The 23,317-nt window shown below is 72.0% G+C and carries 23 protein-coding genes; 8 read left to right on the top strand and 15 right to left on the bottom strand.

What is annotated here, in order from left to right; translation table 11 throughout:
* Window positions 1–27 precede the first annotated feature (27 nt).
* Window positions 28–2,835: an AAA family ATPase gene (locus tag ABZ911_RS15760; protein WP_358055629.1), complete on the bottom strand. Its 2,808-nt coding sequence runs from the start codon at window positions 2,833–2,835 to the stop codon at window positions 28–30.
* Between the two features lie 123 nt (window positions 2,836–2,958).
* Here ABZ911_RS15760 and ABZ911_RS15755 point away from each other — a divergent pair, with 123 nt between their 5' ends.
* Window positions 2,959–3,948, top strand: a complete 990-nt coding sequence (locus ABZ911_RS15755; RefSeq protein WP_358055627.1) for a LysR family transcriptional regulator — start codon at window positions 2,959–2,961, stop codon at window positions 3,946–3,948.
* Here the strand turns inward: ABZ911_RS15755 and ABZ911_RS15750 are convergent, their stop codons facing one another.
* Window positions 3,949–4,905 carry a LysR family transcriptional regulator gene (locus ABZ911_RS15750; RefSeq protein WP_358055625.1) on the bottom strand — a complete coding sequence of 319 codons (957 nt, stop codon included), beginning with the start codon at window positions 4,903–4,905 and terminating at the stop codon, window positions 3,949–3,951. It lies immediately after the preceding gene.
* A gap of 165 nt (window positions 4,906–5,070) precedes the next feature.
* Here ABZ911_RS15750 and ABZ911_RS15745 point away from each other — a divergent pair, with 165 nt between their 5' ends.
* A complete protein-coding gene (locus ABZ911_RS15745) occupies window positions 5,071–7,515 on the top strand; it encodes a PKD domain-containing protein (RefSeq protein ID WP_358055623.1) in 2,445 nt (814 codons plus the stop codon).
* Between the two features lie 139 nt (window positions 7,516–7,654).
* A complete protein-coding gene (locus ABZ911_RS15740; protein ID WP_358055621.1) occupies window positions 7,655–8,212 on the top strand; it encodes a hypothetical protein in 558 nt (185 codons plus the stop codon).
* Between the two features lie 44 nt (window positions 8,213–8,256).
* On the opposite strand, the gene ABZ911_RS15735 is transcribed toward ABZ911_RS15740, so the two are convergent.
* Window positions 8,257–8,952 (bottom strand): TetR/AcrR family transcriptional regulator, encoded by a 696-nt coding sequence (locus ABZ911_RS15735; RefSeq protein WP_358055619.1) that lies wholly within the window; start codon window positions 8,950–8,952, stop codon window positions 8,257–8,259.
* A gap of 73 nt (window positions 8,953–9,025) precedes the next feature.
* Here ABZ911_RS15735 and ABZ911_RS15730 point away from each other — a divergent pair, with 73 nt between their 5' ends.
* Window positions 9,026–9,544 (top strand): hypothetical protein, encoded by a 519-nt coding sequence (locus ABZ911_RS15730; RefSeq protein WP_358055617.1) that lies wholly within the window; start codon window positions 9,026–9,028, stop codon window positions 9,542–9,544.
* Here ABZ911_RS15730 and ABZ911_RS15725 read toward each other — a convergent pair.
* Window positions 9,539–10,051, bottom strand: coding sequence for a hypothetical protein (locus tag ABZ911_RS15725; protein ID WP_358055614.1), 513 nt, complete (start codon window positions 10,049–10,051; stop codon window positions 9,539–9,541). The two genes, ABZ911_RS15730 and ABZ911_RS15725, sit on opposite strands and share 6 nt — an antisense overlap.
* Before the next feature lie 71 nt (window positions 10,052–10,122).
* Complete coding sequence (locus tag ABZ911_RS15720) at window positions 10,123–10,530, bottom strand: hypothetical protein (protein WP_358055611.1); 408 nt, start codon at window positions 10,528–10,530, stop codon at window positions 10,123–10,125.
* A gap of 251 nt (window positions 10,531–10,781) precedes the next feature.
* Here ABZ911_RS15720 and ABZ911_RS15715 point away from each other — a divergent pair, with 251 nt between their 5' ends.
* Entirely contained in the window at window positions 10,782–12,194 is a 1,413-nt protein-coding gene (locus ABZ911_RS15715) for a flavin monoamine oxidase family protein (protein WP_358055609.1), read from the top strand.
* Window positions 12,195–12,224: 30 nt separating this feature from the next.
* On the opposite strand, the gene ABZ911_RS15710 is transcribed toward ABZ911_RS15715, so the two are convergent.
* From ABZ911_RS15710 to ABZ911_RS15695, 4 genes are read right to left on the bottom strand one after another with little or no spacing between them, the layout of a single operon-like run.
* Entirely contained in the window at window positions 12,225–12,467 is a 243-nt protein-coding gene (locus ABZ911_RS15710) for a hypothetical protein (RefSeq protein WP_358055607.1), read from the bottom strand.
* A gap of 12 nt (window positions 12,468–12,479) precedes the next feature.
* Window positions 12,480–14,675, bottom strand: coding sequence for a hypothetical protein (locus ABZ911_RS15705; RefSeq protein ID WP_358055605.1), 2,196 nt, complete (start codon window positions 14,673–14,675; stop codon window positions 12,480–12,482).
* Window positions 14,672–16,243, bottom strand: a complete 1,572-nt coding sequence (locus ABZ911_RS15700; protein WP_358055603.1) for a peroxidase family protein — start codon at window positions 16,241–16,243, stop codon at window positions 14,672–14,674. The genes ABZ911_RS15705 and ABZ911_RS15700 overlap by 4 nt, the downstream gene beginning before the upstream one ends.
* Window positions 16,240–17,529, bottom strand: a complete 1,290-nt coding sequence (locus tag ABZ911_RS15695) for a cytochrome P450 (RefSeq protein ID WP_358055601.1) — start codon at window positions 17,527–17,529, stop codon at window positions 16,240–16,242. The genes ABZ911_RS15700 and ABZ911_RS15695 overlap by 4 nt, the downstream gene beginning before the upstream one ends.
* Window positions 17,530–17,728: 199 nt before the next feature.
* Between ABZ911_RS15695 and ABZ911_RS15690 the strand changes: the two genes are divergently transcribed.
* The gene (locus ABZ911_RS15690; protein WP_358055599.1) at window positions 17,729–18,685 is read left to right on the top strand and encodes an acyl-CoA desaturase; all 957 of its coding nucleotides are present in this window, start codon (window positions 17,729–17,731) and stop codon (window positions 18,683–18,685) included.
* 26 nt (window positions 18,686–18,711) lie between these two features.
* Here the strand turns inward: ABZ911_RS15690 and ABZ911_RS15685 are convergent, their stop codons facing one another.
* The 4 genes from ABZ911_RS15685 to ABZ911_RS15670 form a co-directional block, all read right to left on the bottom strand.
* Entirely contained in the window at window positions 18,712–19,305 is a 594-nt protein-coding gene (locus tag ABZ911_RS15685) for an NAD(P)H-binding protein (protein ID WP_358055597.1), read from the bottom strand.
* A 28-nt stretch (window positions 19,306–19,333) separates the two neighbouring features.
* Window positions 19,334–19,717 (bottom strand): DUF488 family protein, encoded by a 384-nt coding sequence (locus ABZ911_RS15680; RefSeq protein WP_358055595.1) that lies wholly within the window; start codon window positions 19,715–19,717, stop codon window positions 19,334–19,336.
* A gap of 64 nt (window positions 19,718–19,781) precedes the next feature.
* Complete coding sequence (locus ABZ911_RS15675; protein ID WP_358055593.1) at window positions 19,782–20,243, bottom strand: arginase family protein; 462 nt, start codon at window positions 20,241–20,243, stop codon at window positions 19,782–19,784.
* Between the two features lie 52 nt (window positions 20,244–20,295).
* Window positions 20,296–20,805 carry a hypothetical protein gene (locus tag ABZ911_RS15670; protein ID WP_358055591.1) on the bottom strand — a complete coding sequence of 170 codons (510 nt, stop codon included), beginning with the start codon at window positions 20,803–20,805 and terminating at the stop codon, window positions 20,296–20,298.
* 56 nt (window positions 20,806–20,861) lie between these two features.
* On the opposite strand from ABZ911_RS15670, the gene ABZ911_RS15665 reads away from it, so the two are divergent.
* Entirely contained in the window at window positions 20,862–21,080 is a 219-nt protein-coding gene (locus ABZ911_RS15665) for a hypothetical protein (protein WP_358055589.1), read from the top strand.
* Window positions 21,081–21,403: 323 nt separating this feature from the next.
* Here the strand turns inward: ABZ911_RS15665 and ABZ911_RS15660 are convergent, their stop codons facing one another.
* Both ABZ911_RS15660 and ABZ911_RS15655 read right to left on the bottom strand, forming a co-directional pair.
* On the bottom strand, window positions 21,404–22,360 hold the full coding sequence (locus ABZ911_RS15660; RefSeq protein WP_358055587.1) for a hypothetical protein: 957 nt from the start codon (window positions 22,358–22,360) through the stop codon (window positions 21,404–21,406).
* Window positions 22,357–22,764: a hypothetical protein gene (locus ABZ911_RS15655; protein ID WP_358055585.1), complete on the bottom strand. Its 408-nt coding sequence runs from the start codon at window positions 22,762–22,764 to the stop codon at window positions 22,357–22,359. Before ABZ911_RS15655 ends, ABZ911_RS15660 begins: the two co-directional genes overlap by 4 nt.
* 166 nt (window positions 22,765–22,930) lie before the next feature.
* Here ABZ911_RS15655 and ABZ911_RS15650 point away from each other — a divergent pair, with 166 nt between their 5' ends.
* Window positions 22,931–23,293, top strand: a complete 363-nt coding sequence (locus ABZ911_RS15650) for a cupin domain-containing protein (RefSeq protein WP_358055583.1) — start codon at window positions 22,931–22,933, stop codon at window positions 23,291–23,293.
* Window positions 23,294–23,317 lie beyond the last annotated feature (24 nt).

Below are 23,317 nucleotides of genomic sequence, written 5' to 3'. Positions count from 1 at the left end.
GCCCCGGCCGGCACGACCGGCCGGGGCTCACTCGTGCGCCGGGGTCACCTCGCGGCGGGACCGGACGCCGAGCTTGTGCAACACCCTCGCCACATGCGTCTCGACCGTACGCGGAGACAGGAACAGCACCTCGGCGATCTCCCTGTTGGTACGGCCGAGCGCGACCAGCCTGGCCACCTCGCTCTCCCGCTGCGACAGCACGCTCCCCCGCCCCTTCCTGCTCCTGAACGGCAGGCTGCCCGCGCCGATCGACCGCAGCGCGCGGCGGCAGCGCGCCGCGTCATGGGTCGCGCCCAGCCCGGTGTACCGCTCGGCCGCGTCGGCGAGGATCTCCGCGGCCGTCGTGTGCTCGCCGAGCCCGAGCCGCGCCTCCGCCTCAGCCTCCGCCGCCTGCGCCGCGCCGTACGGCTGCGGCATCGCCTCCCGGGTCGCCCGGACCCGGGTGAGGAGGTCCGCCGCCACGTCGTACCGGCCGTCGGCCTGGGCCAGCGCGCCGCGCGCCGCGTCCAGCGCCGCCCCCGCCGCGGGCGCGTCCCTGCCCTCGATCCCGGTCGCGAAGTCGGCGACCAGGGTGTCCGCGTCGCCGGGCCGCCCGGCCCTGAGCAGGGCGTTGACCGCCGGCGGCACCAGCTCGTCGCCCCACACCCAGACGCCCTTGCGGCGCAGCCTGGCCACCGCGCGCTCGGCCTCGGAGACCGCGGCCTCCACGCACCCGCGGGCCAGGTGCAGCCGGATCATCCCGCCGGACGCCGCGGCCACCACGGGTAAAAAGCAGGAGCCGGGATCGCGCAGGCCAGCGCTGTACAGGTGTTCCTCGGCCTCCTCCCACTCTCCGGTGGCGAGCGCGAGCAGCCCGAGGACCAGCCGCGCGTCCGCCACGGGGAGCGGCGCCTCGGGGGTCCGTCCCACCACCGAGACGGCCCGCTCCCGCAACCCGTCCCAGCGCCCGGTCAGCCAGTCGAGCCTGATCGACGCCAACTCCACCAGGTACGCCGGGTAGAGGGCGCCGACCTCCTCGGCGAGCCGCCGGCCCTCGTGGGCGAACCGGTCGGCGGCGGTGTAGTGGCCGAGCATGGTCGCCCCGTCGGACAGGTTGGAGTAGGCGCGGGCGGCCTGCTGCCGGACCGTCACCGACGGATGGTTGGCGGGCAGCGTCCCGGCCAGCGCGAACGCGTCCGGCGCGCCGACGGACATGGCGAAGGCGACCCTGTTGGCGTGGACGGCCGCCGCCAGCTCGGGGTCCTCGAAGGTGGTGAGCAGCCGTTCGGCCCGGTTCATCCACTCCGTGTGCACGCTGAGCGACTCGCCGCCCCAGGCGGGCATCGCCAGCAGGGCGAGGCCGCGGGCGGCCACGGCGGGCCGTTCGTCCAGGTCGGCGAGCGCGGCGGTGATCTCCTGCCGCCCGGTGGCGATGTCGTCCGCCTGGTTGCACAGCAGCACTCCGAGGTGCAGCCGGACCTCGCCGCGTACGTCCCGGGGCAGCAGGGTGTCGGACAGCAGGCGCCGCAGCAGGCGGATGACCCGCCGGTGGGACAGTCCGGCCGAGGCGACCCTGCTGAGCCGGAGCGCGAGCGGGCCCCGGCTGGCGGCCGGGAGTTCGGGGTCGGCGAGCATGCCGTCGAGCAGTTCGACCGAGCGCGGGATGTCGCCGAGCGCGGCGGCCTGGTCGGCGGCGGCGCTGCCGTAGCGGTGCCAGGCTTCGAGGTTGCCGCCGCGCCGGGCGTGGTGGGCGAGTTCGGCGAGGGGCGGCGGGTCGGAGCGTGCGAGGGCGGCCATGGCGCGCAGGTGGGCCGTGGTGCGGTCCGGTCCGGGGATGGCGTCGTAGACGGCCTGGCGGGCGAGGGCGTGGCGGAGGCCGTACCGGCTGTCCCGGTGTTCGTGCAGCACGCCGGCCTGCAGCGCTTCGCGGAGGCCGGCGCCTGCGGGGGTGCCGGAGACGTCGGCGATCAGCCGCTCGTCGGCCGGCAGCCGGAGCACGGCGGCGGCGCGGACCACCTCCAGCCCGGCGGGGGACATCCCGGCGAGCTGCTCCGCCATCGCCTCGCGCAGGAGCAGCGGCACGGCGATGTGGTCCAGCGCGTCCTCGCCGACGTCGAGCAGCGAGCGGACCACCTCTTCGACCACGAACGGGATGCCGGCGGTGCGGTCGAGCAGCCTGGCGGCGAAGGCGGGCGTCACGTCCGCGCGGCCGAGCAGCGCGCCCGCCAGGCTGCGCACGCCTTCCGCGTCCAGCGACGTCAGCGGGATGATCTCGCTGGTGGTGCCCGGCGAGCGCCGGTAGGCGTAGCCGAGCGGCAGTTCCGGCACCGGCAGGTCGCGCCGCCGGAAGGTGGCCACCAGGGCGAGGCCGTCGGGCAGTTCTCCGGTCAGAAACCGCAGCAGGTCGCGGGTGCCGTCGTCGGCCCAGTGCAGGTCCTCGATCACCAGGACGGCGGGGGCGACCGCGGCGAGCAGCGCGTGCACGGCGCGAAACAGGCGGTGCCGCTCGGCTCGCGGGTCGTCGAGCGGCGCGGGCGCGGGCGGCAATCCGTCCATGAGCTCGGGAAGGTGGTCGCGCAGCGCTCCGGTGATCGGGTTGAGCCGGTCCCGCCGGGGCGGGGCGACCTGCCGGAGCGCGTCGAAGACGGGGCCGTAGGGGACCGGCTCGCGGATCTGGTGGCAGTGGCCGAGCAAAACGGTGCGACCGCCCCCGCGGAGGCGGTCGATCGCCGCTCTGATCAGCCGCGTCTTTCCGATTCCGGTCTCGCCTTCGACCATGGTCACAGCGGGCGGGCGGGTGATCGCGCCGAGGAGCGCTCGCAGCTCCGCGTCACGGCCGACCAGCGTGGAAATCATCAGCGGCTCCGAAACGCCTGCAGCCGGACTTCGATCAGGTGCCATCCGGCCGGGAACGGGGTGAACTCACTATGTGCGGCCGACTGTCCGGCGAACAATCTCAACGTTGCATAGGCTCCGTCTATGGAGTTGGAGTTACGGCATCTGCGGGTGGTGCTGGCCATCACCGAGTCGGGGACGCTCACAGCGGCGGGCACCGCGCTGGGGATGACCCAGCCGTCGGTGACCGACGCCCTGCAGCGGATCGAGCGGGCCGTGGGCGGCCCGCTGTTTCACCGGGGTGCTCGCCGGACGGTGCCGACGCCGCTGGGCGAGCTGGTGGCCGGGCACGCCAGGACGGTGCTCGACCGGCTCGACCGCCTCGGTACGGCGGTCGCCCGGCACCGGTCGGGCAGCCTGCCGTCCACCGTAAGGTTCGGCTGCACGCCGAGCGCGCTGCTCGCCAGCCTGTCCCTGATCGTGCCGAAGCTGTGGGGCACGGGCGTGGAGGTGCTCACCGAACTGGACGAACGGACGCCGCTCGACCTGCTCGCCGAGCGGCGGGTGGAGGCGGCCGTGCTGGTGGACTTCCCCGGCCACGAGCCCGTCGTGCCGCCGGGCGCGGGCCGGTTGGCCATCGCCGTGGAGCCGCTGTTCGTCGCGGTCGCCGACCGGCACCGGCTGGCCGGGAAGACCGAGGCCGACCTGGCCGACCTGGCCGGGGAGACCTGGGGCCGCGCCGACCCCTCGGAGACGGGTTTCACCGAGCACCTGCTGCTGGCCTGCGCACGGGTGGGCTACACCCCGGATATCCGGGACATGAAGTATGTCGAGGCGTTCCAGCTCGCCGAACTGGGCAGTGCCGTGCTGCCGATCATGCCCAGCGCCCGGCCGCGCACCGGCCTGGAGTTCATTCCGCTGGCCGGCGTGCCGATGCGGATGACGACCCGCCTGTACTGGAACCTCGACGGCCCGCTGAGCCGCGCCGACGTCGAGGCGCTGTGGGCGGAACTGGTCGAGGCCCAGCACACGTTCGCCGAGCGGACACCGGTCTACCAGGCCTGGCTGGACCGGCACCCCGAGTGGTCCACCACGCCCGCGCGCCCGTCGCCGGACCACGACCCGCTCGCCTGATCAGGCGGGCGAGCCGAGCCACCCCCGATGCCGGGCCCGCCAGTCCGGGAGCCGGTAGGCGTTCGCCGCGAGGCCGAGGTAGGCCGAGACGAGCCCGGCGCGCACCGCGTCCACCTTCGCCTCGTCCAGGTTCCCGGTCCACAGCAGCAGGTGGCGCACCCGCAGCGGGCTGTCCCTGAGCGCGACCACCACCCCCGGTATCACCGTGCCGCCGTCCAGCGCCTGCACCGGTACGGCGACGCCGTCCCCCCGGCGGATCATCTGCGCCATCACCAGCGGATCGACCACGCGAACGGTGATCGGGCCGAGCCCCGCTCCGGCGCACTGCTCGGCCAGGTGCCGATCGAACTCGTCGTCGCCGTGCGCGGCCACCAGCCAGGTCGCCCCGGCCAGGTCGGTGAGGGACACCTCGGCCCGCGACGCGGCCGGATGGCCGGCCGGGACGGCGACGAACACCGGTTCCACTCCGACCGGCGTCATCCGCACCCCGGCGGGCACCACGCACTCCCGCCCGGGGAAGTCGACGTGCAGCACCAGATCCAGTTCGCCGCCGGCCAGCGCGTCCACCGCGACGGCCCGGCTCTCGACCACGGTCAGGTCCACCGGCCGTTCGGGTACGGCCACCGCCACCACATCGCACAGTTCGGCGGCGAGCACCGTGGGCATCACCCCCACCCGCAGCCGCGTCCCGTCGTGGAAGCGCCGCACCGCCGAGCGCAGGTCGTCCAGCGCGTCCAGCACCTCCCGGGCGTGCAGCGCCAGGACCTCTCCCAGCGGGGTGAGCCGGACGCCGTGCCTGCCCCGATCGAAGAGCCGCCCGCCGACCGTCCGCTCGATGCGCCGCACCTGCGCGGTCAGCGACGGCTGGGACATCCCGAGCACGACCGCCGCCTGAGTGATGCTCCCCGCCGCCGCGATCGCGTCGATGTACCGCAGGTGCCGGGCCTCCAGGTCCATTCGACCAAGTATGGCGGGATTCCTCCCACCCGCGGCGCTGATCTTGGACGACACACCAGCGCAGAACCCGCTCCGGCTCGCACTTGCCGTTTAACCTGCAGAAACAGGACCGCGCCGACGTGGCCCCGGCCCTCCTCACCGGTACGAACAGATCGGAGACGACGCATGCGCGCCGTACGGCTGGCCACGGTGTTCTCGCTCGCTCTCGCCGGGACGTTGCTGGGCGCGCCCGCCGGCGCCGCCGCCGCGCCCACCGCGAGCTGCGCCTTCCCCAGGAGGTTCCCGACGCTCGACCGCGGGACCGTCCTCGGGCTCGACTTCAGCTTCCGCAACACCGGTGACGCCGACGCCACCTTCACCGCCGTCATGCTCGCCAACGACTTCTTCGGCCCCCGGCACACCTTCCTCACCCGGACGGTCGGCGCGGGCCTGGGGACGGCCGTCTCCGCGCACGTCGCCACCTCGGCGGCCCCGCACGGCACCGACGACCTCACCATCGAGATCACCTCGTCGGCCACCGGGTCCACGGTCCTCGCCTCCTGCACGACGAGGCTGACCCTCAGCCCTGACACCGACCGCGACGGCCTGCTGGACGTCTGGGAGTCCACCGGCATCGACGGGAACGACGACCACATCCCGGACATCGTGCTGGCCGGCGCGAACCCCCGGCGCCGGGACGTCTACCTGGAGGTCGACCACATGACCGATCACGTCCTGCGGCCCGAGGCCCGCCAGGACGTGATCACCGCCTTCGCCGGCGCCCCGGTACGCAATCCGGACGGCAGCAGCGGCATCACGCTGCACATCGACGAGGATGAGGAACTCGCCCACCAGGAGAACGTGAACACCTGGGGCGACTTCGACGCGATCAAGCGGGCCTCGTTCGGCACTCCCGCCCAGCGGGCGGGGTCCGGCACGGTGGCCGCCAAGAGGATGGCCTACCACTACGCGCTGTTCGCTCACCGGCGCGACGACAGCGGCTCGTCGGGCCGCGCCGAGATCCACGGCAACGACATGCTGGTGACGCTGGGCTCCGCCGGATGGGGGCTGAACGCCGCGGGCACCCACCGCATCGGGACGCGCGAGGAGCAGGCCGGGACCCTCATGCACGAGCTCGGCCACAACCTCGGCCTCGACCACGGCGGCGACACCTCCGTGAACTGCAAGCCCAACTACCTCAGCGTCATGAGCTACACCTTCCAGACCGGCCTCATCCCGCAGGCCGGCGGCGGACGCGCGCTCGACTACTCCCGCCGAAAGCTGATCAACCTCGGCGAGCGGTCCCTGGTCGAGCAGGACGGCGTCGGCGACGGCGGGGCGAACTTCACCTTCTGGAGCTCCGACGGCGGCGCGGGCGGCTGGAGCACCGGACAGGCCAACAGCAGGCTCGACTGGAACGAGAACGGGGCGACCGACGCGGGCACGGTGTCGGCCGACGTCAACAACCTCGGCATCGCCGACTGCGGGTCCAGCCCCGCCGAGACGCTGACCGGCTACAACGACTGGGCGAACGTCGACCTCAACTTCCGCGACGACGCCGACTACGCGGACGGCGCGCACACCCCCACCCCGCAGGAGCTCGACGACACCACCGCCAAGGCGATCGGGGGCAAGCTCGATGCCGCGCTGTCCCCCGAGACGGAGGCAGGCGGCCCTTACACCTCCACGGAGAACACCCCCGTGAGGTTCAAAGGCTCGGCCACCGACCCCGACTCCGCCACGCTCACCTACGCCTGGGACTTCGGCGACGGCACGACCGGAACCGGCGCCTCACCGACCCACGCGTACGGCGACGACGGCACCTTCACCGCCACCCTCACCGTGACCGACGGCAACGGCCGGAGCGACCACGACTCCACCACCGTCACCGTCTCCAACACCGCTCCCACGGCCAGGATCATCCGCTCCGGTCCGTTCGTCGGCCGCCGGGACACCCCCGTGCAGCTCACCGCCCGCTCGACCGACCCCGGCAGCGACGACCTGGCGATCACCTGGACCTGGGGCGACGGCGGCACCACGGCCACCGACCACCTGGTGAACCCGCCCGCCCGCGACCCCTTCCCCAGCCCCGAGGTCCGCTCCCGCACCGTGACCGACACCCGGCGGCACACCTTCTCCGCCCCCTGCCCGCACAGCGTCCGCCTCACCTCGGCCGACGACGACGGGGGCACGGCCACCGCCACCGCCACGCTCGTCGTCACGGGCGACTCCCTGCTCCGGCACCCGACCGCCTACTGGGCGGGCCAGTACAACCCGCCCCAGGTGACACCGGCTCTCCTCTGCTACCTGCGGACGGCCGCGCACCTCAGCACGGTGTTCAACAAGACGACCGACGTCTCCACCCGCGACCGGGCCTTCGGCGTCCTCGCCTCGCCGAGCCCGAACCTCAGGCAGCGGCTCGACGCCCAGCTCCTCACCGCCTGGCTCAACTTCGCCGACGGCGCGCCCGGGCTGCACGAACTCGTCGACACGAATTTCGACCTGCTACCCGACACGAGGTTCAGCACCGCCATGGCCCGCGCCGAAGCCGCCCGCCTCGATCCTGCGGCTGGCACGAGCACCCTGCTGGCCCAGCTCCGAACCCTCAACTGGATCAACCTAGGGCACTAGCCACCAACGGCGTTTCGAGCGCCTCAACGTACGTAGCAGTCTGTAGTGTGATCATTACACTCTGTAGCTCAGAGTCGCTCTACCAGCGGCGCACGGGCATTCGTCGCCGCTCAGTCCCGCCCTTTGAAAGGAGCAGACGTTGGCATCCTCCTTCGTCACCTCACTGGCCGGTATCACCGCGGCAGCCGCGCTCAGCCTCACCACGGCCGCCCTGACCGCGCCCACGGCCGCGCAGGCCAACGCGGTCTCGGTGTCCTGTGACGCCTCGGGTATCACCTCGTTCACGCCCGGGGTCCAGCTGTTTCCCCAGTCGCACCAGGTGACGTACCGCGGCGACGAGGCGATCTGCAACGACCACACCGGCCTCGGTGTGCAGTCTGCCCGCCTCACCGCCGACTTCAGCGGTGTCACGCTGAGCTGCCTGGCCAGCGCATTCGGGCAGGGCACCGGCTCGGGCACCATCGAGTGGAACATCGGCGGATCTCGGCTGCAGAGCCGTCTCGACCTGAACATCGACGAGACGTTCCTCAACACGGCCAAGGTCTCCGGCGTCATCCACGAGGGCCCGTTCGAGGGCCGGCGCTTCACCGGTCAGATCGAGACCAGCCTGCTCGGTGGTGCTGGGAAGTGCACCTTCGGCCTGCCGTTCGGCGGCGTGAAGAACGCCAACTTCACCGGCCACTACAGCATCGGCTGATCTGGCACCCGGCGGGCCGGCTCCCTCCGGGGAGCCGGCCCGCCTCATGTCCTGCCCTCGATGCCTCCGACCAGCATGTCCAGCACGGACTCGAACAGCTCGTCCGGCGCGGCGGAGGCCGTACCCGCGACCTTCCGCAGGTTCGGCAGTCCGTCGTCCTGGGACACCGGGCGCGGCAGCCCGTTCCATTCGCCCGGGTTCATGCCGGGCGGCGGCCGGTCGTGCCAGGCGTCCCAGATCTCGGCGAAGCCGGCCACCTGGAGCACGGTGACCGCCCAGGCGCGGTAGGCGTCCTGCGCGGACAGGCCGACGTCGAGGAAGAAGCCCACCACGGCGTCGTCGGCGCGCAGCAGGTCCGGTGAGGCGAAGGGGGTCAGGTTCTCGGCGCGGGCCAGGGCGAGCAGCCCGGGATGGGCGCGGTACCAGGCTCGCAACTCGCGGCAGTACTCCCGCAGGCTCTCCCGCCATCGCGCTGGATCCAGCCGGGGCTCGGGGCGGTCGGCCTGGCTGACGGAGACGACCAGCTCCAGCAGGTGCCGGCGATCGGTGACGTAGTTGTACAGGGCGCGCGGCGAGACGCCGAGCCTGGCGGCGACGGCCCGCATGGTCAGCTCGGCCGGCCCACCCTCGCCGAGCACGCCCAGGGCGGCCCTGGCGATCCCCTCCTCGGTGAGCGTCGGACGCCCGGAACGATACTCGGGCCGCCTGCGCCGCCTGACCGGTCCCTCTCTGCCTGACACCGGTTCATCGTAGCCACCCATTGAACTTCACACCATGTTGACTTTAAGCCCGCCACCCGACATCTTCTTAGGCATGGCTTACCTAATAAAAACCGCCATCCTGTACGGCCTGGCGGCAAGCGTCCTGTTCACCCTCGTCCTGCTCATCGGCTTCCGCATCAGCAAGGACTTCCTGATCGACGACTACCCACCGGCGATCCAGGAGCGCTACGCCAAGCCCAAGAGCAGCCGGGGCCGGCAGGTGGCGACCGCCGTGGGAGTGATCTTCTGGGGAGTCTGCTTCCTCCCCCTCCTCACCCTCACCCTGCTCGACGTGCGGGCCGAGAGCGGCGGCGAGCTGGGATTCCTCCCTGCGGCGGCCTGCGCCGCGATCATCTTCACCACGATCTCCGTCTACGACCTCCTGGTCATCGACTGGCTGATCTTCGCCGGCCTGCGGCCCCGCCTGATGGTGCTGCCCGGCACCGAGGGCATGAAGGAGTACCGGGACCTGGCGTTCCATGTCACCCAGGGCCTCAAGGGCAGCCCGATGATCATCGCCTTCGGCCTGGTGACCGGCGGGGTCGTGGCCGCCGCCGAGGCGCTCCTATGAGACGGGCGCGATCTTGAACTCGTGGTAGTGGTGCGTGTTGCAGGGGCTGTGGAAGGCGCTGAAGCGCAGCGGCGGGCCCGGGGACCCCACCACCACCCAGCAGTGATGGGACTTGCCGCCGCCGGTGATGCGCTGCCGGTCGTCGTGCCCCCACCGCTGGGCCGGGTCGGCGGTGGTGGTGGCGCACTCGACGAGGGTCACCGGGCGCACGAGGGCGGGGTCACCGTAGACACCGGCGCAGCGGCCCGTGCCGACGTGCCGCAGTTGCCTGGTCTGCTTCGACCACGTCCATCGCGCGTCGTTGGGCACGGCGGCCTCGTCGCACGGCCTGATCTCCACCTGGATCTGCCTCTTCGCACTGCCCGGCAGCGCGCAGAACTCCAGCCGGTTGCTCATCTGGATCTGGAACGGCTTCGACGGATCGAACTCCGCCCGCGCCGGCTGAGCCGGAAAAACGCCGGCGACCAGGGCGAAGGCGACAGGGATCGGAAGGACTCTGGGCATCATAGATGCCGTCCTCCCCCACCCGTCACATCACCATGTGCACCCGGCAGATAGCTTTGAGTAACCGGGCGGACTCACTTCGCGAGGAGCTTCTCCAGGTCCCGCACCACCGGGGTCCACCTGCGAGTCAGCGTGTAGCGGCTGGCCCGCTGCCCCCGGTAGGCGAGCGTGTACTTCAGGTGGTCGGCCCCCTGCGGCTGCGCCTGGGAAGGCCCGATCCGCAGCCGCTTCAGGTGCCCGCGCAGCGTCCGCATCTCCGCCTTGGTCAGGCACTTGACCGCCGCGGGCGCCGTCCGACGGCTCACCTTCGCGCAGCCGTCGGTGTACACGATCACCCGATCGTCGAACCCCGCGAACCCGCCCTGCCTGCGGAACTCGACCAGCACCTTCTTCTGCACGGCCACCGCCTGCGCCGGCTGCGCCACCGAAGCGGTCAGAGCCAGGAGCAATGCGGGCACCAGCATGGTCCGCCAGATCGTCATACTCCTTCGACGTATCCGGGCGGCGAACGGCTCACCGTTCGGCGAAGAAATCCGGCCGGGTTCGACGGGCACTTGCTCGCGCCGTCGTGTGGACCGTTCGACAATCTTGTTACTTACCGCGATCATATGATTGCTTTAAGTAAACAAGAAGGAGCGTGAACCCCCTGGAAGAGAGACTGTCAGCGCTCGGTTCGGCCATGCCCGCGGAATTGGTGGATGCGGGAGCGCCCAGACCGAGTCACGACCTCAGAGTGCCCGCCAACCTGGTCGCCACGGCCGAGCACGGGCTGACCGGCAGCGGCCGGCCCCGCAAGCGCGTCCTGGTCATCGGCGGCGGGATGGCCGGCCTGGTCGCCGCGTACGAGCTGATGCGCCAAGGCCACGAGCCCATCGTCCTGGAGGCCCAGCAGCGGGTCGGCGGACGGGTGCTCACCCTGCGCGGCTTCGCTCCCGGCCTGTACGCCGAGGCCGGCGCGATGCGGATCCCCCGCGTGCACGACCTCACGCTGGCCTACTGCGAGCGGTTCGGGCTGACCCTGCGGCCGTTCGTCATGGGCAACCCCAACACCCTGGCGTACATCCAAGGTGTCAGGACCACGATCAGGGAACTGAACGGCAACCCCGGGATCATCGACTTCGGGCTGGCCGAGCACGAGCGCGGACGCACCTACGAGGACCTCTGGCGCACCGCCACCCAGGAGATCCACGACCTGTACGCGCAGGAAGGCGAGAACGCCCTAGACCGCATCTGCGCCGAGTACGACCGCTACTCCATCCGCAGCTTCCTGCGCGAGCGCGGCTTCTCCGAAGGCGCCATCGAGCTGTACGGCGTGATGAGCTTCCGGGAGGCCAACCTCAACGCCGCCGTCATCGAGCAGTTCCGCGAGATGATCGGGCGGGCGTTCGAGGACATGCAGGAGATCGAGGGCGGCTCCGACCAGTTGCCGACCGCGTTCTACCAGGAGCTCAGGAACCACATCCGGTTCGGTCACGAGGTCACCGCCATCGAGCAGGACGACCACTCGGTCACCCTGCACGTCAGAACGGGCTCGGGCCGGACGACGATCACCGGCGACTACGCCATCTGCACGATCCCGTTCTCGGTGCTGCGCGACGTGGAGACCAGGCCCGCGTTCTCCCGCCGCAAGCAGCGCGCCATCCGCGAGCTCAACTACAACGCCTCCACCAAGATCCTCTTTCAGGTGCGGCGGCCGTTCTGGGAGCGGACGGACGGCATCGTCGGCGGCACCACCGTCACCGACCTGCCGATCCGGCGCATCTGCTACCCCTCGCACCCCACGCCCGACGAGGACCGCTCGGTCCTGCTGGCCAGCTACACCTGGGGCCAGGACGCGCTGCGGTGGGGGGCGATGTCGCCGCAGAAGCGGGTCGAGCAGGCGCTGGAGGACGTCGCCAAGATCCATCCGGAGATCCACGACCACTTCGAGTTCGGCCTGACGCACGCCTGGTACGACGACCCCTACGCGGCCGGCGCGTTCGCCCTGTTCGAGCCGCACCAGCAGACCATCCTGCATGACGCGATCATCGCGCCGGAAGGCCGGGTGCACTTCGCGGGCGAGCACTGCTCCCTGTGGCACGCGTGGATCGAGGGCGCCCTGGAATCAGGACTCAACGCGGCCCAGGCGGTACACAAAGCGGACTGAACGACGTCCGGCGCGGGACGAGCGGGCGCGTCAGGGGCGCGCCCGCTCGGCGTATGTGCGCAGGCGGGCCGAGGCGGCGACCAGGTCGGCGGCGGCCTCGGCGCAGGCGGCGAGGTGGGCGTTGACCGCCTCGTACAGCCACGGCGGCGCCGCGCCGCCGGCCTCCAGCCTGACCTCGATCTCGCGCAGCCGCTCCGCGCATTCGGCGAGCGCGCGGGCGTCGGACTCCAGGACCCCGGCGTGGCCGGCGATCCCCTCGGGTACGGCGGGCATCCGGTCCTCCGGTCAGGTGGTCAGCACCGGGACACCCGCGCCCCGGAGCGTCTGGCGGGCGATGGCCGACAGGCACAGCAGCGGCCGGGCGCCGTCGAGCCCCAGTTCGTGAAGCTGACGGACCAGCGGGTGATCCGCCTGCCCGACGGTCAGCCGTACCCGTGGCAGGGGATGTACCCGGCACGAGCCGCGTGTGCGCACGCACGAGCGCAAGGTGTTGCCGGCGCGGCCCGCGTACCCGACCAGGTCGCGATCACTGGCGGGCAGCCCCGGACCGAGAAGCCCGCACAAGGTGACCAGCCCGCCGACCGCGACCCGCGCCCCCCTCGCGGTGAGCCTGAACTCCAACGGCGCCAGGTACGGCTCGGCGCCCCACAGGTGCGGCGCCACCGCGCAGACCGCGGCGGAGTCGACCACGGACCCGGCCAGGAAGGTGCCCGACCGCCGCCGATCGGCGTTCCGCAGCAGGTCGGGCCAGACACGCAGCGAGCCAGACCGCCACGGATCGGGCACCACCACCCCGAGATGGACCTCCCGGTACCCGCCCAGGCTGGTCCGCCGGTTCCAGGCGGCGTGCACGGCGACGAGCGCCCGCCCCCCGACCTGTACGGCGGGCCCGAGCCCGGTCCCCTCCAGCAGCCCGGCCGCCGCACCCGGATCCGACGCGAAGTACGCCGTGAGGCTGCTCCCGTTCTGGCACCTGATCGGCAGCTCGACCGCCCCCTGCGAGGTGTCCGCCGGATAGGTGGGCACGGTCAGGAACGGAAACCCCTCGGGATAGGGAACCCGGTCGAACAACAGGTAGGCCTGCGCCCGCACGACCACCCCCCGGTACGGCCCGAGCCGCCCGTCGATCACGTCACGCGCCCCGGGCAGGTCGTCGGCGATGTTGGCGATGTAGTGCTCGATGCCGTGGCAGAGCGGGAACAGGTGGGTGGAGTCGTAGTAGTCCACGACATACCAGTCGGGGTGCAGGTCGAAGCAGCCGCCCGCGCCCTGCCCGTCGAGGGTGGGGATGATGTCGTGCTGGTTGGTGACGCTGGCGACCCAGGTGCGCGGGTCGGCGGGCTTCTTGAAGTCGATGGGCGAGCCGACGGCGACGGCGTGGGTGACGGTGTAGCGGGCGCAGAACTTCGCGTCCTGCACCAGGTTCATGATGGCGGCGCCGCCCGAGCTGTGCCCGATGAGGGCGAGTTCGGCCCCTTGCGGCAGGCCGTAGTCGTCGATCGCCTTGGCCAGCGCGCGGCTGTAGGGGCTGCTGTCCAGGACGGCGCTGCTGAACGCGCCGAGCAGGTCCTGCGGCGAGGCGTTGTCGGGCCGCCCGGCCCGCATGCCGGGCACCTGGACGACGTGGCGCACCACCCCGTCAGGGCCTTCGACGCTCTGGATGAGCATCCGCCCTGTGGTGCCGACCTCGCTGATGTTGCGCAGGAAGCCGAGCAGCGACCCGTGCGAGTTCAACCGGGCGGCCTCGGCGGCGGACAGGTCGACGCGGCGCGCGGCCCCCTCCCCGGTGTCGAGGACCGCGACGGCCCGGTTGCTCATGCCGGTGATCGGGTCCGCGGTGGCGTACCCCTTGCCGGTCGCGATCAGCCAGGCGGCGGCGTCGTTGAGCGGGTTCTCGTCCAGCAGGGCCCGCAGGGCGAGCACCTCGCCGAAGATGGGGGCGAGCCCGCTGAGCGTGCGGACCGCGCCCCGGTCCCTGAGCAGGGCGCGCAGAGCGCGGATGGCCTCCAGGTCGCGGTCCGCGGCCGCCGCCTCGATGAGCCTGCCGAGCATGGCGTCCCCGGCCAGCTCGGGATGGTCGAGGACGACGGCGGCGATGCGCAGCCGCAGCGAGGTGGTCAGCACGCGTACGGCCAGGCTCTCCGCACCCGTCATCGCGCCGACCCTGGCCGCGAGGGTGGCCAGGCGGCCACCGGCGGGCGCGTAGCCGAGCCCGTCGCCGTTCGTGACCGCGCGCATCAGCGCCCGCTGGGCCTGGTAGCCCGCCGCGGGGGCACGCGGCAGCGCGCCGAGCGCGACGCGGTCGGTGAGCGCGGCCGTCGCGTGCGCGGCCACATCATGGATCGCGACCCCGATCTCGACCAACTCACGAGCCGCCTCCCGCAGCAGCGCGGCCGCGTCACCCTCTCCACTCACCGCTGCGCCCGCCGGGTCGATCTCCTCACACACCGCTCCTCCTGACGAGTCGATCTCCTCGCTCACCGCTCCTCCTGACGGGTCATGCTGACGAAGCGCGGGCGTGGTTCCTCGGGGACGTTGCGGTGCAGTACGTCGGACAGGGTCCGGGTGGAGGCGATGATGCGCAGGCCGTGCGGGGAGAAGGTGGCGGCGTTGAACACCCGAGGGGACAGCAGTGGGTTGGTCAGCGCCTGGGAGAAGGCGTCAATGGCGATGATCTTCGTGAGCAGCGGCGGCAGCATGGCGTTCGGAGCGTTGGGCTCCTCGGCGAACAGGCCGACGTACAGGTCGAGGTCGTCCACGCCGCGGTAGAGGTCGCGCAACGCGCCGCTGACCCGCCGGTCGCCGGTGACCTGCTCGAAGCTCCGCACCCGGGGGAAGCGGCAGTGCTCGCGGTAGCTGTTGTACGGGGCCAGGTCGAGGGCGCGGGAGTCGGCGATGCTGGCCACGTCCACCTCCCGCAGGACGGGGTCGGTGTTGAACAGGCCGATCCGGCCGGCGCGCTGGCGGGAGGCGTCCTCGAAGAGCCGACCGAGGCCCGGCTCGGGGATCAGCGCGCCGGCGACCAGGGTCTGCGCCATCGGCAGGTCGCGCCCGCCCACCGACAGGTGCGAGGGGATCAGGCTGTGCCAGCGGTAGACGAGGTTGAACTCCACCGAGGCCCAGTTCTCCCGGTGCCAGGGGGCGTCGGCCAGCATCGCCGACAGCCGGGGGTCCAGGGTGAAGCGGAAGTGGTAGGGGGTGATGTGGTTGATGTACTCCTCGACGACCAGCTTGATGAGCAGCACGATGAGGATGTTGCGCGCCGTCTGGAACAGGCGCTCGTCGTCCCAGCGCGGGTAGTGCCCGGCCAGCAGGCGGGCCACCCGGTTGTGCTCGCGCAGGAACAGCACTGTGAGCATGGTGAAGCCGAGCTGGATGTTGCCCCGGTCGCTGCCGGTCGCGAACAGGGTGTCGCGCTGCGCGTCGGTGAGCTCGGCGAAGCGGATCACGCTCAGCGCGGCGAACTCCGGCTTGATCTTGCCGTTCTCGCAGAGGTGCGGCGGGAACTCCCCGCCGTTGATGAGCCGGCTCTTGAGCCGCCCACCGTCGAACGCGCGCAGCGCGGCGGTCGCCTCCTCGCGCAGGCCGTAGAGCTGGTTCAGGTCGATGTGGTGGTTGGAGCTGTTCTTGCGCGGATCGCGCGGGACGTTGGAGTCGCCGCGCAGGAAGCCGTCGGTGAACCACTGGGCGAAGTAGGCGAACAGCACGGTGGAGCGGGGGCAGGGGGTCATGGTGTCGCCGCGGGTGAACAGGTCGGCGGCGCGGTCGGGGGTGGGCCGGTAGGCGGCGCCGGTGTACGGGGGCACGTGCCTGCCGCTGTAGGTGCGGTCGGTCAGCGAGGCCCAGGAGGTGTAGTCGGCCATCGTGCTCAGCGGCTCGGGCCGTGGGGGCATCTCGCGGACCGCCTGGTCGATCAGCGTGGCGTTGAGGCGGCGCCGTACCGGCTGGATGGTCTGGAGGAGGTCCCAGAAGGGGCGGCCGCTGGTCAGCGCCAGGAACTTGAGCCGGTTGGCCGCGCCGTCGGTGGCGATGCTCCGCGCCTTCGTCACGCCGCCCGCCTTTCGGAGCCGAGGCCGAGGACGAACCGGTCGGGGAAGATCCCGTGGGAGCGGACGATCTGCCCGTCGGGCGGCGGGAGCAGGCGCACGCCGGGGCGCAGCAGGAGGCGGCGCACGGTTTCGCAGATGATGACCTTGGCCGGGTGCACGCCGAGGCAGGCGTGGTGGCCGTGGCCGAAGAACATCCGGTGGTGGCCCGGCCGGTCGGGGCGGAACTCCTCCGGCTCCGCCACCACGTCCGCGTCGAACATGGCCGAGGCGGGCGCGGCGAGCACGAACGTGCCGGCGGGGATCGTCGTGCCGCGCGGGGTGCCCGCGGCCAGCACGTGGTCGCGCTCGCACAGCCGGGGCAGCAGCTTGAAGAACGGGTTGAACCGCAGCGCCTCCCAGACATAGCGGTCGAACCGCTCGGGGTCGGCGGCTTCGCCGAGCGCCCGCGCCAGCACCTGGGGGCGCAGCAAGAGCTGCTCGGCCGCCTCGGCCATGGCGCCGGGGGCGCTCTCCACGAACCCGAGCGGCAGCCCGGCCATGTTGATCACGATGCGCTCGTCGTCGACGGCCACCTCGCCGGGCAGCGTGGTGCCGACGAGCCGGGAGAAGACGTCGTCGGGCGGCTGCCGCCCCGCCCGCAGCGCGGCCCTGCGCCGGGCGAGCTCGCCGCGCAGGTGGTCCGTCATCTCCGCGCCCGCGCGCACCGACGCCGCCTGGATGTCCGGGGCCCCCGTGAAGTTGGCGAAGCCGTCGGTGACGATGGCCCGGCACCACCGCGACAGGGTCTGCGCATCGGGCCCGGGAAAGCCGAAGAAGCGCGCGCACACCTCCAGCGCCACATGCCGGAACAGCTCGTGCACCGCCTCAATCCGCCCGTACGGCGCAGCCGCGTCAAGCGCCTCGTCGGCGACCCGCCCCACCAGCTCGCGCACGCCGGCCGCGTCGCGGGGGCCGAGCATGACCTGCATCAGCCCCTTCTCCCGCCAGTTCATCGGGGTGGCGTCCCTGCCGAGCATGAACGGCCCGCCCAGCGCGGCGTCCAGGCGCGGGCCGAAGGCCCGGACGGTGAACACCTCCTCACGGGAGAGCACCTCGGTGACGTCCGCGAACCGGGTCACGACCGTGAAGGCCGGCGTGACGAAGATCGGCCGCTGCTCGCGAAGCTCGGCGAACAGGGTGCGCCAGTCGGTGCGCATCCACTCACGGACCAGGCCGAACGCGGCCATCGGGTCACGAGCCAAGGCTTCGTCGTATGTCGCCAGATGGCCGCCGGTGATCGCACCCATGCAGTAGGCCCTTCCGCTTGAAGCCGGAGCGAACGGAGATCGTCACGTTGTGTAACCACAATCTAGACCGATTCTTGATGGCTACCGTGCGCATTGTTTTAATTCCCCTAAGTGATCGATCCCTCACTTTAAGGCCATTGCCTCGGCCCGGGGAGACCGCCGTTGAATGTAGGACCGGACGCCTACCGCAGGAGGCAGCGTGACCTCGTCACCCATTCCGAAACCGGCCACGGGCGCGGTGGAGACGGTGACGGTCACCACCGGCCGCCGGACCGCCTACCTGGTCGTCCTGGTGGTGCTCCCCCTGTTGCTGCCGGCTCTCGCCGTACCCGCGGTCTGGGGGTGGGGCATCGGCCCGCGTGATGTGGTCATCGCGGTGGTGATGTATCTCGTCAGCATCTTCGGGATCGCCATCGGCTACCACCGGCTCTTCACCCACCGGGCCTTCAAGTGCCGCAGGCCGCTGCGCGTCGCGCTGATGCTGGCGGGCGGCATGGCGGTGGAGGGCCCGGTCACGCTGTGGACGGCCGAGCATCGCCGCCACCACAAGTACGCCGACCGCGAGGGCGACCCGCACTCGCCCTGGCGGTACGGCGACAGCGGCCTGGCGTTGCTGCGCGGCATGGCGCACGCGCACGTCGGCTGGTTCTACACCGCCCGGCGGCGCTCCAACCCCCGGCACTGGGTGCCGGACCTGCTGGCCGATCCGGACGTGCGGCGCTTCGACCGCGCCTACCCGGCCGTGGCGGCGCTGTCGTTCGCGCTGCCCGCCGCGGTGGGCGGGCTGTGGTCGATGTCGTGGGCGGGCGCGTGGACCGCCTTCTTCTGGGGCGGGCTGGTCCGCTACGCCGTCGTCCACCACGTGACCTGGTCGGTGAACTCCGTCGCGCACACCTTCGGCGACCGCCCGTTCCGCACCAGGGACCGCTCGTCGAACGTGTGGTGGGTGGCGCTGCTCACCCTCGGCGAAGGCTGGCACAACTGGCACCACGTGGAGCCGACCTGCGCCCGGCACGGCGTGCTGCGGGGCCAACTCGACCCGAGCGCCCGGCTGATCCGCTGGTTCGAGCGGGCCCGCTGGGCGTACGGCGTGCACTGGCCGAACCCCGAGCGCCTGGCCGCCCACAGCGCCGACCGAAACGACCCGCGCACCTGATCAGCGGCGCCGGCGAAGTGGCCGAATCAGTACGTCGAACCACCGGCGACGGTGAAGCGCTCGCGGATGAAGGAGTCGCGCTCCACGGCGTCGATGACCGCCGAGGCGTAGTCTCCGACGGTGATGCGGCACTCACCCTTGTCGTCGGTGATCGGGGTGTCGCGGGCCTCGGCCCGGTACTTCCCCGTCTTCTCGCCGGGCACCAGGTACACCGGGGGCGGGCTGACGTACGACCACCTGACCGGGCTCTTCGCGCCACGGAAGATCTCCAGCGCCTCGGCGTGGTCGCGGGCGATCTCCAGGTACTCCGGCGGGAAGTCCGGGGAGTCGATGTACCGCTGGCCGGGGGCGTATTCGAGGCTGCCGCCGCCGCCGAGGAAGACCAGCCGGTCCAGGCCCGCCTCCAGCAGGGCCGCGGCCGCCCGGGGGACCAGCCGGTCGGGCCCTTGGACGGCGACCACGACGGCGTCGTGATCCGCGACCGCGTTCCTGATCGAGGCGACGTCGGCGACGTCCACCTGGGCGCTGCCGAGGCCGGTGACCCGGTGGCCGCGGTCGAGGGCTTCACGGGTGACGGCGCCGCCGAGGTGGCCGGTCGCGCCGATGACTGCGATCTTCATATGGGTCACTCCTTCGAGGAAGTCGGCCTCACGACGGTTGATCCGGCCGGGAGTCGAGCTGTTCCAGGAGGTACTGCCGTAGGACGGCCGCCTGGTTGTGCTCGGTGTCCTTGGCGGCGTAGAGCAACTGGACCTTGCCCTCGCGGGCGGCCTCGACCAGCGGGCGGGTCGCCTCCGGGTGCTGGTCGAGTTCGCGGCGGTACCGGCGGCCGAACTCGTCGAACCGTTCGGGGCGATGGCCGAACCACTTGCGCAGTTCGGTCGAGGGCGCGGCGTCTCGCAGCCATCCGTCGAGTCGCAGCTCGCTCTTGCGAACGCCGCGCGGCCATACCCGGTCGACGAGAAAGACCTTCCCGTCGGTCGGTCCGGACGTGTACACCCGTCTGATCTCGATGTCGGCCAAGGCGCTCATTTCCCTCTGCGAGGACGATGCCCTGGTCTACCTACCCCGCCGCCAGTCAAGGCCGGGAAAAGAATCAGCCGCGGTCGAGCAGCGCGCCGGTGAGGGCGGGGATCAACGCGGCGAGGGTGGCCTCGTCGGCTGGGCGAGAGGGCTCGTATTCGGTGATGCCGAAGCCCGCGACGCGAAAGCGTCCGGCCAGTGCGGAGATGGCGGCGGACAGCCGGTCGGGGGTCAGGCCGTCCGGCTCCGGGCAGCCGACCGAGGCGAACGTCTCGGGGTCGAGGTGCACGTAGACGGTGTCGGCGGCGGTCTCCGTGATCGTCTGGAGCAGGAGGGAGGGGTCGGCGAGGTCGGCGACGGCGAGGTGGTGGACGCCGTGCCGGGTGGAGCCGGGCCGGTCGGTGGTGTGCGGGCTGAGCAGGTCGCCGGCCGGGATCAGGGCGGACAGCCGGTCCGCTCCCTCCGCCAGGCGGTGCGCGGTGGGCGAGGAGGACCCCTGCCACTGCGGAACCTTGAGCACCGTCGGATTGGTCAACCGGCTCTCCTCTCACGAGAACGTCCCGGTCACGATCCTGCCACCTGCCGGTTCACGCCTCGGAGACGGATGGCCGGAGTCTGCCGTTTCCCCTGAGGACGGCGATGGCCCCGACGGTGGTGTGGCCGCGCCAGTCGAGCGACCCGGCGGGCGAGATGGTGGCGTAGTCGACGGTCCAGCCGCCGTCCTCCCGCTGCCCGCCGGCCAGGCGGTCCAGGTCGGCGGAGATCACCTCGTCCGAGAACAGCGCCCGCGCCGGGCCGCCGGGGAACGGGGCGAAGTCCAGCGGGCGCAGCGTCTCCTCCTCGGTGCCGCCCTCGACGCGCACCAGCCCGTCGGCGGGGACGTAGTCGGCCAGGCCGTCGAGCAGGGCGGCCGCCTCCGGATGGGTGTCGTGCACGGCGTCCAGGAAGCGCACCGCGAAGGCCAGCACGTAGGCGTGCGGCCTGCCGTTCAGCGCGGCGATCGCGTCCAGGCTGTAGCGGGTCGCCCGGGCCGGCCAGGGGTGCGCGGCCACGGCGGGGGCGTGGGCGGCCACCCGGTGGGCGGCGGCCACGGTCACGGAGGTGATCTGCAGGGCGGAGACCTTGGGGTCGGCGCCCGCCCACCAGGGGGCGGTTGCCCGCGGTCGTGGTGAGCGGCAGCGCGAACGGCAGGCCGCCGTCGGGCAGGGACACGCTCTCCAGCCAGTCGCACAGCCGGGCGGCCTGCGGGGCGGTGGCCGGGGCGATCTCCTCGAACACCTCCATGGCGTGCAGCGCGGCCCCGGGCTGGCTCTCCGGCGAGCGCAGGTCGGGTTCCAAGCCCCAGCCGTACCCGCCGTCGGGGTTGCGGTAGCCGTCCAGGGCGGAGAGCGCGGCGGCCGGGTCGCGCTCGCCCATGAGGATCTGGAAGCGGCGGCGGTCGAGGACGCGCGCGTGGGTGGCCATGAAGGACTCGGCCGCGGAAAGGTCGACGTTCATACGCTTCATCGTTCCCCGGTTCCGGCCTGGCGGTCTTGTAGGTTTCGGCCTGGACGACATTGACCGGCACGCCGCGGGTCCCGTCCTACCGCGCGGCGCTCAGCAGCAGCTCCGCCTCGGCCAGGGCCTCAGGCTCCAGGGCAGGACCGGGCCTGCGTCGAGCAGGTGCTCCCACATGTGCCCTCCGTCCCGGCGCGATCAGGGCACCGCGGGTCGCTCTTCGGTTTCGGCCGGCCGCACGTACGGCAGGCCGAAGTCCCGGCCCTGCCGCCAGAACGTGGCCAGCTCCCTGTTGACGCTCCGCTCCTCCGCCAGGTTGGCGGGCGGGTCCAACCGCAGCGCCGGGTACAGGTCGAAGCGGTGCAGGTCGAAGGCGACCCGGACGGACTCGCCGTAGGAGATGGCCGCCCGGACGGCCGCGTGGTAGGCCACCCGGGCCAGCGCCAGCGGCACCAGCGCCAGCAGCAGCCACCAGCCCGTCGCCGCCAGCAGGGCGGCCGAGGCGGCGGCGCTCACCGCCGCGGTGACGGTCAACCGGCAGGAGATGTCGAGCAGGGTGCGGCGGTCGTCGACGATGGCGCGCACGTTCTCGCCGAGCAGCGGGTACAGCCGGGGCCAGACCACCGTCGTGTCCCAGCCGTAGGCGGTTCCGGCCCGCTCCTCCATCGAGGCCAGGACGTTGCCCAGCGCGGTCGGGCGCAGCAGTTCGGGCCGGTCGGGGAAGCGGGTCCGCAGCTCGGTGGTGGCCACCCCGGCCCGCTGGAGTTGGGCGGGGCCGGGTGGTTCGCCGGGCGGCAGCGTGGCCGCCCGGCGGTGGCGGCCGAGGCGGGCCGCCTGGCGGGCGTGCCCGTAGCGGACCAGGGGGGTCAGCCATCGCGGCCAGTATCCTTCCAGGACTCTGACCAGGGGAAGCTGCAGCGGGTGGAGGATCAGGGCGACGAGGGCGACGGTGAACAGGATGAGCAGCAGGGCGCCCACGCTCAGTTTCTCCGCCGTCCGCCAGGCGAGGGAGAAGCTGGGCGGCTTCGCCGGGGCGCCCGACCAGAGCAGGACGAGCAGGTAGCACACCGCCGCGTAGGTGGGCAGGTAGCTGACGAGGAAGAACCTGCCGGAGAGTGAGGACGCGGGCGGGGTGGCCAGCGCGTCCAGTTTCACGGCTGGAGTTCCATGGCGCCGTGTGCCGCGACGGCGCAGTCGGGGGGCTGCCGGTCGGCCTCCAGGCGGTAGACGCGGGCGTCGCAGGCCGTACAGGTGTAGGTGAACAGCTCGAAGCGGTTCGGTGGGCCCGGCAGGGTCCCGCCGTCGCCCGCTCCGACGGCGCCGTCGCCGCGGTGCACGCCGATCGCTCCGACCAGTTGCGCGAAGCGGGCCCTGCTCACGGCTCCCGACGGCAGTCCGCGGACGACCAGCGTCACGGCCGCGCACTCCGCGTCCTCGTCGAAGACGGCCATGATCGCGGTGGCCACCAGGTCGAGCGGGGCGCCGTCGGGGACGACGATCCGGCGGGCGCGGACGTCCTGGCCGGCCGCGGGATCGAGCAGCAGGTGGTACGCGTTCATGGATGCTCCTTGCGCGAGACCTTCCCTCATGAAATCAGCGATGGTCACGGTGATCCAGTCACCGTCTACAAGCCGGTGACGGGCCGTAAAGGATCCGTTGATCCCGCGTTTATCCCGTTTTGCACCCCTTTGTGGGCAAACTGAAAGGTGACGAGGGGAGGAAGTCATGATCGAAGTGAAGAGCATCGACAAGCCGGACGAGCGCCGGGACTTCCACAAGGGTCACCTCGAGGTGTGCAACCTGACTGGAATGAGCTTCGGGATCGCCACATTCGAGCCGGGGTGGCGCTGGTCGGAGTCCGTCAAGCCGATCGTGGGCACCGAATCGTGCGAGGTCCACCACAACGGGCTCGTCCTGCGGGGTAGGCTGCACATCCGGATGAACGACGGGACCGAGGCCGAGATCGGACCGGGCGAGCTCTTCGTCGCCCCGCCGGGGCACGACGCCTGGGTGGTCGGCGACGAGCAGGTCATCACCTACGATTTCGCCGGCGGCGCCGCGGAGTACGCGAAGTCGAAGAAGGGCTAAAAGCCGGTTTTCGGCTGGTCCGTC

The sequence above is a fragment of the Nonomuraea sp. NPDC046570 genome, assembly GCF_040645915.1.
Classification (GTDB): Bacteria; Actinomycetota; Actinomycetes; order Streptosporangiales; family Streptosporangiaceae; genus Nonomuraea.
This window is presented reverse-complemented; position numbering and strand designations above follow the sequence as displayed.